The sequence below is a fragment of the Pseudomonas sp. H2_D02 genome, from assembly GCF_054677635.1.
Genome location: NZ_CP162816.1, coordinates 5,881,957 through 5,895,229, shown reverse-complemented (window position 1 = coordinate 5,895,229; position 13,273 = coordinate 5,881,957). Strand labels below are relative to the sequence as shown.

The following is a 13,273-nucleotide window of genomic DNA, read 5'->3' as shown; positions in this document are numbered from 1 at the left end:
CGGCTTTTCGTGCTTCGGCATTCTGGCAAAGCAGTGAATCGATTCAATCAACTCAATTTGCGCCGCTTGCCGGAATGAGCCGCACGGCGCCTTGTGCTATGCTCGGCCACTGATCATTTCTACGATGGGCATTCGTCATTCATGTGGGTTCCCCAGCTAAGCGACACCAGCCAGCCGATGTACCTGTCGATCGCCGATGCACTGGCGCGCGATATCGACAGTGGAGTGTTGAATGAAGGTGATCGGCTGCCGACGCTGCGGGAGCTGGCCAGTGCGTTGGATGTCACGCCGGGCACCATCAGCCGGGCATACAGCGAAGCCCATCGGCGTCATTTGGTGCGCGGGGAAGTGGGACGCGGCACTTATGTGCTCAACCGCCAGTTACTTGAACTGCCGACGAGCAACAGTGCCGTGGCGCTCAACCTTGGCCAGCCTGAATTACTTGATCTGTCGATCATCAAACCCTACAGCGAGACGTTGGATTATTGGTTGCGCGGTGCGCTGGTGGGCATGGCCAGGAGCACCGATTTCGCTCGCGCCCTGGATTACGCCCCCGACGGTGGGCATCCGGCCCATCGTGAGGCAGGGGCGCAATGGCTTCGCCATTCATTGCCCGACGCTCAATGGCAACAGGTGGTCATCACGTCGGGTGCCCAGCATGGCTTGATGGTAGCGATGAGCGCCTTGACCCGTGCTGGCGACCTGGTGCTGTGCGAAGCGCTTTGCTATCCCGGCATCATTTCCCTTGCCCATGGCCTGGAACGTCGCCTGCGCGGCGTGCCGATGGATGACGAAGGCATCATTCCCGAGGCGTTGCGCGAGCTGTGCCTGCGGGAAAAACCGGCCATGCTGATTTGCGTGGCGACGTGCCAGAACCCCACGGCCGCAATCATGTCGCAACAACGCCGGGCCCAGATTGCGGCGCTGGCCGAAGAGTTCGACTTCATCATCCTGGACGATGATATCTACGGTTTTCTCGCGACCGATCCTTCGACCAAGCCGTTGGCCGCCTTTGCACCGGACCGTTCGGTGTACCTGACCAGCCTGTCCAAGTCCGTCATGCCGGCGCTTCGCATCGGCTATCTCCATAGCCCGCCGAAACTGCTGTCGCGCTTGACCTCGATGGTGCGCAGCAGCGTCTGGATGCCCTCGCCGTTGACCGCGCAGTTGGCCAGCAACGTGATCACGGAGGGCCTGGACAAGAAGCTGGTTCGCATCCAGCGCAACGAAGCGGCTGCGCGGCAAGCGATTGCCCAAGAAGTCTTCGCCAGGTTCGAGCTCAAGGCCCAGCCTTACTCGTATCACGTCTGGTTGACGTTGCCCGAGCCATGGACCAGCGACGAATTCACCATGCTCGCCCGAGCCAATGGCGTATTGGTACTCAGTGGCAGCCAGTTCCAGGCTGAACGTTCAGGCACCGCCAGCCGGTGCGTGCGCCTGGTGCTGATGTCCCCCACCAGCCAGGACGAATTGCGTTTCGCCCTGACCAAGCTCGCCAGCCTGATCGATTCGGACCCGCGTCGTTTCTATTGATAAAAAAAGATCGCAGCCTTCGGCAGCGCCTACGCGGTGTAGGTGCTGCCGAAGGCTGCGATCTTTTGGTCATTCGTCCGACGGGTTGAGCAACTCGGACAGGGCGTCCGGCTGGCTCTTGAATGCCTTGGCGAACACATCGCGATTCTTCGCCATGTAGATCCCGGCTTCTTCCACCTGTTGCTCGCTCAGCGATGGAACGGCTTTTTGCAACACCTCGGCCAGCAATTCGGCGAGCTCCAGCATTTTGTCATGACGGTCAGCTTCGGCTTTATCCATGAACAAGCGCTCCAGATCTCGGCTGCTGCGGTATACCACTTCGACGGCCATTCACCACCTCACATGCCTTCACATTGGTTATCGTGCGACTACTGTATTTATATACAGGCGAAAGAATAAGCGAATCCCTTCCCTTTGGATAGTGGCTTTTTAATGTAGCCGGTTTCGAGTCTTGTCGCGTAAGCCGTGCCTGTTCGCGACGCCGCCGTTTCGTGTGACACGTGTCGAATACCAGCCCATCGCCATCTCATCGAGGACACTGGCCTTTTTTCTGCATGCAGAACAACCGTCACGTCCAACCCGCATCATCCGGTCGAGTCGACCTAAGGAAACTACATCGTGAAAATCAACTGGGCCGAGAACCTGCGCCAGAACGTGCATCAACTGGCCGAATCGCTGGGCAACCTGTTCGTCGAGACGTTTCACTACCTGGCGCTGTTCGCCATTGGTGCGGTGACCGCATGGGCTGCGGTAATGGAATTCCTGCAGATGATCGAAACGGGACACATCAAGATCGATGACATCCTGCTGCTGTTCATCTACCTCGAATTGGGTGCGATGGTCGGGATCTATTTCAAGACCAACCACATGCCTGTACGGTTTTTGATCTACGTGGCGATCACGGCGCTGACGCGGCTGCTGATTTCCAACGTCTCCCACCACAGCCCGCCTGATCTGGGGATCATCTACCTGTGCGGCGGCATCTTGCTATTGGCGTTCGCGATCCTGGTGGTGCGCTACGCCTCGTCGCAGTTCCCTTCGGTGAAGATCGAACATCCGCACCGCAAGATCGGTGCGGGTTCCAGTGAACATACCGAAGTGGAAAAGGGCGAAATCTAGAGGCCGGCGGCAGAAGGTGCCGGGCCTTGGGCTTGGGGTGGCGGCACTTTGATGTTGTCACCGCCGGTCATGGCTTCGAGGATGGCCACGGCGCTGTGGCCCTGTTCGATGGCGATCCCGAACTGGATGCTCTGCACCAGACGTTTGAGCCGTTCCGGATCGTTGCGTTGCTGGGCGCTGATCATGCGCTTGGCGACGATGCGCCCGCCCTTGGAAAGGGTCAGCATGATGCTTCCGTCCAGGCCCTGAATGCTCAGGTTGATTTGATACTGCGGCGCGAAGGCGTCCGTAATGATCTGAAAAGGGTTGTCCATGATGCGTCACCGCCTGATTGAACGTGCAGTTGTTGACCGGCCATGATCGGGATTAGTTCGCAATACCGGACCACCGGCCATTCCATGATCGTGTCCATCCAAAGGTTGCGGAGGGCGTCAGCCTCAAGGAATCGCCGTCTCGCCGCGTTCGGTAGCTTCTGCAGGCTCCTGTAGAGGAGTTAGCAAGGGCCATGCCGGAAAAACTGTCGGACAATGATCACGGCGCCTGACGAACGAATGCTCTGGAATGCGGCTTTCCATGCAGCCCGTTTCGGGGCAGGAAGCGGTTGATGTTCGCTGACGGTGCAAGAAGGGAAGGTGTTTGGAGGGGCTTGGGTGGGGCGAAGCAACTCCCGACATTAACAGCGCTTTTGCCCGTTGTCCGGCTTTATTTGCAAATCAATATTTATCTTTTTCCAGGGCTTGAATTGTTCTTCCGCCAGCCCGACTCTGTACTCAAGGGGCCGTTGCGCTAACGTCGATTGGCCCCTGGCGAGCTAGCCGAAATAAGGGATGAACTATGCAAATCCAAGTCAATAGCGATAACCATATTCAAAGCAGCATCCGACTGGAGGAGTGGGTACGTACTACCATTGAAAGCACGCTCGAACGTTACGAAGAAGACCTGACACGGGTCGAGGTCCATTTGGGGGATGAGAACGGCGACAAGCCCGGTCCCCATGACTTGCGTTGCCAGCTCGAGGCGCGGCCAAAAGGCCACCAGCCAATTTCGGTGACGCACAAGGCGGAATCGCTGGAGCTTGCCATCGAAGGCGCGGCCAGCAAACTGGAACACAAGTTGGAGCATCTGTTCGGCAAACTGCGCGGCAAGCGCGCTGCCACCAACGGGCCGACCGAGTCGATTGCGCTGGCCGATGCCATGCTGGAAGAAGAATTCCTGGAAAACGAACGGGCCGCGCTCAACGGTTGATCGCCCCGTCCCAACTTAAGTCTGACTGAAAACGGGCCTGCTAATGCAGGCCCGTTTGCGTTTAGCGCAGGAACGCCTGGCGATACTCTCCAGGCGTCGCGCCCAGGGTCTGGCGAAATCGGTGGGTGAAGTGGCTGGCGCTGGCAAATCCACAGGCCAGCGCTACATCGCCCAGCGGTTGCGAAGTGCTGCGCAATAGCTGCCGCGCCTGGGACAGGCGTCTTGCCAGCACATACTGATGGGGTGGCAATCCGAAGCTTTCGCGGAACATCCGGGCAAAGTGGTATTCGGAGAGCGCGCACAACGCAGCGAGTTGCCCCAGACTGATGGCCTCGGCCAGTTGAGCGTCGATGTACTCCACCAGCATGCGCCGCTGGTGAGGAGCAAGCCCGCCCTTGAGACGAAGACCCTGGCGTGGGCCGACCTGGCTGAGCAGCAAGTGGCTGAGCATGTCATGGGCGAGGCTGGTGGTGAGCAGGCGCTCGGCGGGCTCGTCCCAATTCAGGTTGATCAACTGGCGAAAGCGCTGCGCCTGTTGCGGGTCGTCAAGAAACGTCGCTTCGTGCAACTGCACTTGCCTGGGTTCGCGGTCGAGTAGCGTGACACAGCCAACGGCAAACTGCTCCGGGCTGAAATACAGGTGGGCCAGGCGGATGTCGCCGTTGATGACCCATGCTGATTCATGCTCTGCCGGCAGGACGCAGAGTTTGTCGGGCGCTCCGGTGGTATCAGGCCGCTCGCGGCGAAACGTACCGGTGCCGCCGGCGATATAGCACGACAGCGTATGGTGGGTCGGCGCTTCGTAGTCGCGGGCGTCGTGATGATTGCTCCACAAAGCGGCCGCCATGCCGTCACCGAGCTCGGCGCTGTGCTCAAGGCGAGCATTGGGCGAGCTGTTGAGGGCTTGGAAGACTTGCAGGGTTTGCAGACTGGCCATGATCGTTTCTCCAACGCTTGCATCCTACTCCGTCATCCGCCCCGTGCCAGCCTGACCCGCATAAAAACCGCAAGTTTACGCAAGCGCCGGACATGCATCGACGTGACACTGGAGGCCATTGCCAGGAGTCACCCTCATGAACCTCTCGTTGTACCTGCTGACCGTACTCATCTGGGGCACCACCTGGATCGCCTTGAAGCTGCAGTTGGGCGTCGTCGCGATTCCCGTGTCGATTGTCTATCGCTTCGGTCTTGCCGCGCTGATCCTATTCGCGATGCTGGTGCTCAGCCGGCGTCTACAAGTGATGAACCGGCGCGGCCACTTGATCTGCCTCGCCCAGGGCCTTTGCCTGTTCTGCATCAACTTCATGTGTTTCCTCACCGCAAGCCAGTGGATTCCCAGCGGATTGGTTGCGGTGGTGTTCTCCACCGCGACCCTCTGGAATGCCATGAACGCCCGGGTGTTCTTCGGCCAGCGCATCGCCCGTAACGTGTTGCTGGGCGGCGCCTTGGGACTGTTCGGGCTGGCGCTATTGTTCTGGCCGGAACTGGCTGGTCACCGCGCAAGCCCGCAAACCTTGCTCGGGTTGGCGTTGGCGTTGCTGGGGACGTTGTGTTTCTCGGCGGGCAACATGTTGTCGAGCCTGCAACAGAAAGCCGGCCTCAAGCCGCTGACCACCAACGCCTGGGGCATGGCATACGGGGCGGCGATGTTGTCGGTGTGGTGTCTGTTCCAGGGCATCCCGTTCGACATGGAATGGAACGTTCGCTACGTCGGCTCGCTGCTGTACCTGGTGATCCCAGGCTCGGTGATCGGGTTCACTGCCTACCTGACGCTGGTCGGCCGCATGGGTCCGGAGCGCGCAGCGTATTGCACGGTATTGTTTCCGGTGGTGGCGTTAAACGTTTCGGCGTTCGCGGAAGGCTATCAATGGACGGCGCCAGCGCTGGCAGGGCTGGTGTTGGTAATGCTGGGTAACGTGTTGGTGTTTCGCAAGCCACGACCCGTAGCAACGGAAGTCGCGCTGGGTGCCCGCTGATGCACAACGTCAGGCGATAAACCCTGTGGCGAGGGAGCTTGCTCCCTCGCCACAGTGTGTTTTATTTCCAGACTTGCGGGTTGACCAGGTTCTTCGGTCGTTCGCCGGTCAATGCGCTGCGCAAGTTTTCCACGGCAAGATTGGCCATGGCTTCCCGGGTTTCGTGGGTCGCCGAGCCGATGTGTGGCAAGGTCACGGCGTTTTTCAACTGGAACAGTGGCGACTCGGCCAGCGGCTCTTTCTCGTAGACGTCCAGCCCGGCGCCACGGATGCGCTGGGTCTGCAGGGCTTCGATCAGTGCTGGCTCGTCCACCACCGGACCGCGGGAAATATTGACCAGGATCGCGCTCGGTTTCATCAGGCCCAGTTCGCGCTGGCCGATCAGGTGGCGGGTCTTCTCGCTGAGGGGCACCACGAGGCAGACGAAATCCGCTTCGGCTAGCAATTGGTCCAGTTCGCGAAATTGCGCGTCCAACTCGTTTTCCAGCGCTGTCTTGCGACTGTTGCCGCTGTACAGGATGGGCATGTTGAACCCCAACCGGCCGCGTCGGGCAATCGCCGCCCCGATATTGCCCATGCCGACGATGCCCAGGGTCTTGCCATGCACATCGCTGCCGAACAGTTGTGGCCCGACGGTTGCCTGCCACTGTCCGGCCTTGGTCCAGGCATCCAGTTCAGCGACGCGACGGGCGCTGCTCATCAGCAGGGCGAACGCCAGGTCGGCAGTGCTTTCGGTGAGCACGTCGGGGGTGTTGGTGAGCATGATCCCGCGTTCATTGAAGTACGCCAGGTCGTAGTTGTCATAGCCCACCGACACGCTGGATACCACCTCAAGCTTGGTGGCGTGCTGCAATTGCTCGCGGCCAAGCTTGCGGCCGACCCCAATCAGTCCATGGACATTGGGCAGGGCTTCGTTGAATTGCGCGTTGATGTCGCCCTTCGACGGGTTGGGCACGATCACGTCGAATTCCTGTTGCAGGCGTTCGATCATCGGCGGTGTGATACGGCTGAAGGCAAGTACGGTTTTTTTCATCGTGCAAGGCTCATCTGCATGGAATACCAAGCACGCTAACATTCTTGGCGGCGGTTAGGCGAGAGGGGACGGCGTAATCGCAGGGCCACCAGTCTCTTGTGGGAGCGAGCTTGCTCGCGATAGCGGTGTATCAGGCGACGACAGACTGGCACATGAATCGCTATCGCGAGCAAGCTCGCTCCCACAGGGATTCTCAGAGATTCATGCCGCGCGCAGGGAAATAAAGGCGTAATTGACGGGGGCCTCCGTGACCACCCGCGCGCCACTGGCCATGACCTGGCTGGCAATGTCATCCCCAGACAAATGGAACTGCCATTCGCTGGCTTGCGGCTGCAGTGGCTGCGAACGGGCCAGGTCGATGGCCGCGGCAAACGCCTCCATGTTCGGCAGGTACGCCGTGAATCCGTCGCCCTTCAGGGCCGTGGTGTGAATGCCCAAGGAGGCGCAGATGCGTTCCTTGATGCCGATTTCTTCACGGTCAGCCTGACGTGAGCGCTCGATCAATCCTGCCAGTTCCTGATCCACCAACTTGCCGCCGACGATCAACTGCGGCCCCGTTTCCCACGACTCCGGTGGACAGTCCTTGGCGGCGGTATTGAGCGGGATGTGCGGATTGATTTCCATCGGATAGATGCGGCACACCAAAGGCCTGCGCTCATAGATGCTGCACAGGTTGTCGGCATCCAGGTTGTGGCAGGGGCCGGCGTTGTAGGCGGCAAAAGTGATTGCCACCAAGGCTTCACTCGTGCCGCTGCGGACTACCGCAGAGCGCCGTTCGGCATGTTCGCGCTGCGCCACGGGCAGGCCGAGGCCATTGGGCAGGAAGGCCTCGATCAGGACGATCACTTGACCGCCGTCACTCGCCCACATCCTGGCTTCGTCGAGCGTCAGGGGAACGTGATGACCGGAGCAGCACTTGCCGCACCCTACGCAGGAAAACGTTGTATTCATTAATCGACCGCAGGCAAATAGGCTGGAAGCGGCGTCAGAAAAACGCCGTAATGAGCGGTGCGAAGCAAGTTATGCGCCATTCACTGGGACGTGCCGGCGGGACGGATCGAGTCCCATTCGGTAACGAAGGCGGTCTTGGTTTTCTTGCGGTAGAGGCACAGTTCGGTACCGGTCGCGCCTTTCATGTGCTTTTGCGGGTATTGGCCTTGCAGCAGCAGCGCGGTGTAGCCGACGCGGTCATCGAATTGCGCGGCGGTGCCGACCGGTTCGGCGTTTTTCAAGCCACTGGCCTTGACGCAACTGGCGAGTACTTTCTTGTCATAGGTGGCCCAGGCGTCGGAGCTGGAGGCGTGGGCCTGCGACGACAGGGCGATCAGGGTGAAGAGAATCAGGGCTGGGGTTTTCATCAGGAAAGTCCTTGTTCTGGGAAACCAGGACAAGAGTATGCCTGAGGCGAGGGCGAAGGGCGGGTGACGAGAATGGATCGCGGCTTTCGTTGCGCTGGAGCCAAAGAAAGCTGCGATCGATTTTCAGCGAACTCAGCGGCCTTGTTCAGCCACGGCCTTGGCCGCCGTGATCAGGCACTTGGTCAGTTCGGGCGAAGAGAACTTGGTCAGCACGCCGTTGGCGCCGGCCAATCGTGCTTTTTCGCTGTTCATGGCGCTGTCGAGCGAGGTGTGCAGCAATACGTAGAGATGGGCGAAATCCGGCGTCTCGCGCAGCGTGCGGGTAAGTGCATAGCCGTCCATCTCCGACATCTCGATATCGGAGACGATCAGGTTGATCTCCTGCGCGGTGCCTTGCAGCTCCAGCAGGCAATCGATGGCTTCCTTGGCGCTGCGGGCCGTGTGGCATTGCAGGCCCAGGTTGCGCAGGGTATGCACCGATTGTTGCAGGGCGACCTGGCTGTCATCGACCACCAGGATCCGCGCGTTGCCGAGCACTTCGGCGTCTTCCATGCTCAGCTCGGTGGGCGCCGTCTCGATCTGTGCCGGGGCGATGCCATGGATGACTTTTTCGATATCAAGCACTTGCACCAGCGTGCCGTCCACCGAGGTCACACCGGTGATGAACGCACGCACGCCGCCGGAGCCGTAGGGCGGTGGCTTGATGTCGGTGGTCAGGCAATGGACGATTTTGCTCACAGCCTGGACATGCAGGCCTTGTTTGGAACGGCTGACGTCGGTGACGATCAGGCAGCCGCCATCGGGATCTTCCAGCGGGCGCTCGCCAATGGCGCGGCTCAGGTCGATCACCGACAGTGATGTTCCGCGCAGCGTGGCGATGCCTTTGACGTGCGGGTGCGACTCCGGCAGTTTGGTCAGCGGCGGGCAGGGAATGATTTCACTGACTTTGAGCAGGTTGATTGCCATCAGCTTGCCGCTGCGCAAGGTAAACAGCAGAAGCGAAAGTGAATCTGCGCGGGCTTTGTTGGAAGACATAAAAACCTTCTGTGTAAAAAGGTGGGGCGAGCGATGTAGATCGCCAAGACAGCTTTTGATAACGGGTTATCGACTTGTAGGGGGCAGGCTTTAGGGCGAAAGCTTGTCGATCGCATGGATCGCTGCCACAAGCCACTATTTCAGGCCCAGCCGTTTCGCCATCCGCCCCAGGTTCGCCCGGTCCAGGCCCAGCTCTCGGGCGGCGCTGGCCCAGTTGTGCTGGTGACGCTCCAGGCAAGCGCTGATGAGTTGCCTTTGATAATTTTCCATGGCCTGGCGCATGTCGCCGGTCGTCAACTCCGGCTGCGCTGGCGCAGGGCTGGCAATGGGAACGGTGTCCGAGGCTGCGCGGGGCAGGTCCAGGTCTTCGGCGCTCAAACTGAGGATTTTCGGCCGTACCTTGCAGTGGCCCAGCGCTTTCAACGCGCTGCGGCCAATCAGATGTTCCAGTTCGCGCACATTGCCCGGCCAGTCGTAGGCCAGCAGCGCGGCCTGGGCATCGCTGGTCAAGCGCAGGCTCCCGAGGCCCATGCGCGACCGGTTCTGTTCCAGGAAAAAACCGGCGAGCAGCAACACATCACGCCCGCGATCACGCAGTGCGGGCACCTGCAGCGGGTACACGCTCAAGCGATGGTAGAAGTCGGCCCGATAACGGCCATTGCGCACTTCGTCGGCGAGGTCGCGATTGGTCGCCGCGATCAGGCGTACGTCGACGCGGTGTTCCTTGTCCGAGCCCAGGCGTTGCAACTGACCGCTCTGCAAGACCCGCAGCAACTTGGCCTGGACGGTCAGGGACAGCTCGCCCACCTCATCGAGGAACAAGGTTCCGCCATCGGCCAGTTCGAATTTGCCGCGCCGGTCGTTCATGGCTCCGGTGAAAGCGCCGCGCACATGACCGAACAGCTCGCTTTCCACCAGGGTGTCCGGCAGCGCGGCGCAGTTGAGGCTGATCAGCGGTTGGTCGGCGCGGTTGGAGGCTGCGTGTATCGCCTGGGCGACCAGTTCCTTGCCGACGCCGGTTTCGCCGGTGATCAGCACCGTCAGGTCGCTGCCGCCCACCAACTTGATTTCTTCCACCAGGCGTTTGTGGGCCTTGCTCTGGCCAACCATGTCGCGATGCTGCTGGCCGCTCGCCTGGCGATAGACCTCGGCGCGGTGATGCTCATCCTCGGCCCTCAGAGCCAACCGCTCGATCCGTTCGGCGGCGCTGACAGTGGCGGCGGCGAGGCTGGCAAAGGCTTGCAAAGCGCTCAGGTCGATCGGTTCGAAGCGTTCCGGATCCAATGAATCAAGGGTCAGCAACCCCCAGGGCCGCTCATCGACGAACAGCGGGCAACCCATGCAGTCGTGGACTTCCAGATGTTCGTCCAGGCCTTCGACCAGCCCATCGTAGGGATCGGGCAGGTCACTGTCGGTGGCGAAGCGGGTTGGCTGCGAATTGGCCAGCAACGCCTCGAAACGCGGGTGTTCGTTGATACGGAATCGCCGTCCCAATGTGTCGGTGCTCAGGCCATCCACGGCCAACGGCACGAGGCAATCCCCGTCCAGGCGCAGCAGCGCGGCGGCGTCGCACGGCAGCAGGGCGCGCAAGGCGCCGAGCAAGCGCCGGTAACGTTCGCCTTCCGGCAATTCGCGGGACAGATCCGCCACCAGGGGCAGCAGTGAGGTGAGCAAGGAGGTTGCGGTCATAATGACTCCAGTTGGTCATAACGACTATAAAGGCTGTGGTGTCTTTATGACTATCAAGTTCTTAACCTATTGAAATTAGGTAGTAAATTTTGTGGCATGAAAACTGATAAGCATGGGTATCCGTTATCTGTTCCACGCGAGGAGTCACCTATGCTGAGTCGAGAACAACGCGCCATCATCCGTTCCACTGTCCCATTGCTCGAGAGCGGTGGTGAAGCGCTGATCACTCATTTCTACCGCATGATGTTGTCCGAATATCCCCAAGTGCGCCCGCTGTTCAACCAGGCTCACCAGGCCAGCGGCGACCAACCCCGGGCGCTGGCCAACGGCGTGCTGATGTACGCACGCCATATCGATCAGCTCGACCAATTGGGCGACCTGGTGGCGAAAATCGTCAACAAGCACGTGGCCTTGCAAATCCAGCCTGAACATTACCCGATCGTTGGTGCCTGCCTGCTGCGGGCAATCGCTGAAGTGCTGGGCGAAGAAATCGCCACGCCAGAAGTGATCGAGGCATGGGGCGCGGCTTATAACCAACTGGCCGATATCCTGATCGGCGCCGAGACCGGCCTGTATGACCAGAAGGCCGCGGCGCCGGGTGGCTGGCGCGGTGAGCGGGCATTCATCCTCACCGCGAAGGTGCCGGAGAGCGCGGAAATCACCTCCTTCTACTTTGAACCGGCCGACAAGGGCCCGATCTTGCAGGCCGAGCCTGGCCAATACATCGGCATGAAGTTGGTCCTGGACGGTGAAGAAGTGCGCCGCAATTATTCGCTGTCGGCCCTGGCGGACAACGGGCAGTACCGCATCAGCGTGAAGCGCGAGGCGGGTGGCCGGGTATCCAATTACCTGCACGACGAGTTCCAGGTCGGCAGCAGCATCCAACTCTTCCCGCCGTCCGGAGACTTCTATCTCACGGAAAGTGACAAACCGCTGGTGCTGATCAGTGGCGGCGTCGGCATCACTCCGACCCTAGCGATGTTGCAGGCGGCGTTGCAGACCGAGCGTCCCGTGCACTTCATCCATTGCGCGCGCAATGGGCAAGTACACGCCTTCCGCGACTGGATCGACGACCTGGCCAGCCGGCATCCGCAACTCAAGCGCTTCTATTGCTACGACGAGCATGACGGCACCGGCCCTGCGGCTGACAAGGTCGGGCTGTTGAGCGAGGACCAACTGGCGCAGTGGCTGCCGGAACAACGCGACCTGGACGCCTATTTCCTTGGGCCGAAGGGTTTCATGGCGGCGATCAAGCGGCATCTCAAGGCCTTGGGCGTGCCGCACGGAGCAAAGCCGTTACGAGTTCTTCGGGCCGGCGGCTGCGTTGGAATAAAGGCTGCGGGCGACCTGGGAGACCGGGTTGCCTTAATCGCGAGCAAGCTCGCTCCCACAGTTTTTCGGGGGCCATTCTGTTGGCGTACCCCCAATCCCTGTGGGAGCGAGCTTGCTCGCGATAGCGTTGGTTCTGCCGACGCGGTACTGAAATTAATCCGCGCTTAACCCCCTTCCTGTTTATTCCCTCGATACTGCCGACTGCCGCTCGTTCATCTTCTGCGTGTAGACTTCGGCCATCCGATAACGCGCCACGTGCCGCAAGGCTGCGCGTCGATCCATGCACTTAAGGGAAACGCAATGAATGAGGAAATGATGCGGCTGGGCCGTGAGCGGCGCTATCTCGTGCTGCTGGGGCTTATCTGCCTGGCGCTGATCGGCGGTGCGCTCTATATGCAGGTGGTCCTCGGTGAGGCTCCCTGCCCACTGTGCATCCTGCAACGCTATGCGTTGTTGCTGATCGCGATCTTCGCCTTCATCGGCGCGGCGATGCGCAGCCGCCGCAGCCTGACGATTTTTGAAGGCCTGGTTGTGCTTTGCGCCTTGGCCGGCGCGGGAGTGGCAGGGCATCACGTATACACCCAGTTCTTCCCGGCGGTCAGCTGCGGTATCGATGTGCTGCAGCCGATTGTCGATGACCTGCCGCTGGCGAAGATCTTCCCGCTGGGCTTCCAGGTCGATGGTTTCTGCTCCACCCCGTATCCGCCGATCCTCGGATTGTCGCTGGCGCAATGGGCGCTGGTGGCGTTCGTGCTGACCGTCGTGCTGGTGCCATTGCTGGTGTCGCGCAACCGCAAGGCCATTCGCTGAGGCAACGCAGGACGACGCCCCGGTTTCCTTATCAGGAGCCGGGGCGTTTTTCGTTTCAGGCCCGGTAAGGATCAGCCTTGATCCGAGGCAAGAATAGCCTGCGGCAATGTGCGACACGTTGTCACACATGTTGGGTCCGGGCT

The 13,273-nt window shown here is 60.5% G+C and carries 14 protein-coding genes and 1 pseudogene; 7 read left to right on the top strand and 8 right to left on the bottom strand.

What is annotated here, in order from left to right:
- The first annotated feature begins 141 nt into the window (after positions 1 to 141).
- A complete protein-coding gene (locus tag AB4N42_RS27010; RefSeq protein WP_460115582.1) occupies positions 142 to 1,533 on the top strand; it encodes an aminotransferase-like domain-containing protein in 1,392 nt (463 codons plus the stop codon).
- 69 nt (positions 1,534 to 1,602) lie between these two features.
- On the opposite strand, the gene AB4N42_RS27005 is transcribed toward AB4N42_RS27010, so the two are convergent.
- Positions 1,603 to 1,863 carry a YebG family protein gene (locus AB4N42_RS27005; protein ID WP_003205410.1) on the bottom strand — a complete coding sequence of 87 codons (261 nt, stop codon included), beginning with the start codon at positions 1,861 to 1,863 and terminating at the stop codon, positions 1,603 to 1,605.
- A 288-nt stretch (positions 1,864 to 2,151) separates the two neighbouring features.
- On the opposite strand from AB4N42_RS27005, the gene AB4N42_RS27000 reads away from it, so the two are divergent.
- Positions 2,152 to 2,652 (top strand): phosphate-starvation-inducible protein PsiE, encoded by a 501-nt coding sequence (locus AB4N42_RS27000; protein WP_030139909.1) that lies wholly within the window; start codon positions 2,152 to 2,154, stop codon positions 2,650 to 2,652.
- Here AB4N42_RS27000 and AB4N42_RS26995 read toward each other — a convergent pair.
- Positions 2,649 to 2,966, bottom strand: coding sequence for a DUF3509 domain-containing protein (locus tag AB4N42_RS26995; protein WP_030139910.1), 318 nt, complete (start codon positions 2,964 to 2,966; stop codon positions 2,649 to 2,651). The two genes, AB4N42_RS27000 and AB4N42_RS26995, sit on opposite strands and share 4 nt — an antisense overlap.
- A 290-nt stretch (positions 2,967 to 3,256) precedes the next feature.
- Here AB4N42_RS26995 and AB4N42_RS26990 point away from each other — a divergent pair, with 290 nt between their 5' ends.
- Both AB4N42_RS26990 and AB4N42_RS26985 read left to right on the top strand, forming a co-directional pair.
- Positions 3,257 to 3,442 carry a hypothetical protein gene (locus AB4N42_RS26990; protein ID WP_431146163.1) on the top strand — a complete coding sequence of 62 codons (186 nt, stop codon included), beginning with the start codon at positions 3,257 to 3,259 and terminating at the stop codon, positions 3,440 to 3,442.
- Between the two features lie 44 nt (positions 3,443 to 3,486).
- On the top strand, positions 3,487 to 3,897 hold the full coding sequence (locus tag AB4N42_RS26985) for an HPF/RaiA family ribosome-associated protein (RefSeq protein WP_030139911.1): 411 nt from the start codon (positions 3,487 to 3,489) through the stop codon (positions 3,895 to 3,897).
- A 61-nt stretch (positions 3,898 to 3,958) separates the two neighbouring features.
- Here AB4N42_RS26985 and AB4N42_RS26980 read toward each other — a convergent pair whose 3' ends face one another.
- Positions 3,959 to 4,834 carry a helix-turn-helix domain-containing protein gene (locus AB4N42_RS26980; RefSeq protein WP_460115581.1) on the bottom strand — a complete coding sequence of 292 codons (876 nt, stop codon included), beginning with the start codon at positions 4,832 to 4,834 and terminating at the stop codon, positions 3,959 to 3,961.
- A gap of 136 nt (positions 4,835 to 4,970) precedes the next feature.
- Here AB4N42_RS26980 and AB4N42_RS26975 point away from each other — a divergent pair, with 136 nt between their 5' ends.
- Positions 4,971 to 5,873, top strand: a complete 903-nt coding sequence (locus tag AB4N42_RS26975; protein ID WP_030139913.1) for a DMT family transporter — start codon at positions 4,971 to 4,973, stop codon at positions 5,871 to 5,873.
- Between the two features lie 61 nt (positions 5,874 to 5,934).
- On the opposite strand, the gene AB4N42_RS26970 is transcribed toward AB4N42_RS26975, so the two are convergent.
- The 5 genes from AB4N42_RS26970 to norR form a co-directional block, all read right to left on the bottom strand.
- Positions 5,935 to 6,906: a 2-hydroxyacid dehydrogenase gene (locus AB4N42_RS26970; protein ID WP_431146156.1), complete on the bottom strand. Its 972-nt coding sequence runs from the start codon at positions 6,904 to 6,906 to the stop codon at positions 5,935 to 5,937.
- Between the two features lie 201 nt (positions 6,907 to 7,107).
- Positions 7,108 to 7,857: a YkgJ family cysteine cluster protein gene (locus AB4N42_RS26965; protein WP_198796630.1), complete on the bottom strand. Its 750-nt coding sequence runs from the start codon at positions 7,855 to 7,857 to the stop codon at positions 7,108 to 7,110.
- An 80-nt stretch (positions 7,858 to 7,937) separates the two neighbouring features.
- A complete protein-coding gene (locus AB4N42_RS26960; protein WP_030139916.1) occupies positions 7,938 to 8,264 on the bottom strand; it encodes a hypothetical protein in 327 nt (108 codons plus the stop codon).
- A gap of 132 nt (positions 8,265 to 8,396) precedes the next feature.
- A complete protein-coding gene (locus AB4N42_RS26955) occupies positions 8,397 to 9,299 on the bottom strand; it encodes a chemotaxis protein CheV (protein ID WP_030139917.1) in 903 nt (300 codons plus the stop codon).
- A gap of 135 nt (positions 9,300 to 9,434) precedes the next feature.
- On the bottom strand, positions 9,435 to 10,988 hold the full coding sequence (norR, locus tag AB4N42_RS26950; protein WP_460115580.1) for a nitric oxide reductase transcriptional regulator NorR: 1,554 nt from the start codon (positions 10,986 to 10,988) through the stop codon (positions 9,435 to 9,437).
- A gap of 150 nt (positions 10,989 to 11,138) precedes the next feature.
- On the opposite strand from norR, the pseudogene hmpA reads away from it, so the two are divergent.
- Positions 11,139 to 12,321 (top strand): annotated as a pseudogene (gene hmpA / locus AB4N42_RS26945) (NO-inducible flavohemoprotein).
- A gap of 299 nt (positions 12,322 to 12,620) precedes the next feature.
- Positions 12,621 to 13,130: a disulfide bond formation protein B gene (locus tag AB4N42_RS26940; protein WP_030139920.1), complete on the top strand. Its 510-nt coding sequence runs from the start codon at positions 12,621 to 12,623 to the stop codon at positions 13,128 to 13,130.
- Positions 13,131 to 13,273: the final 143 nt, after the last annotated feature.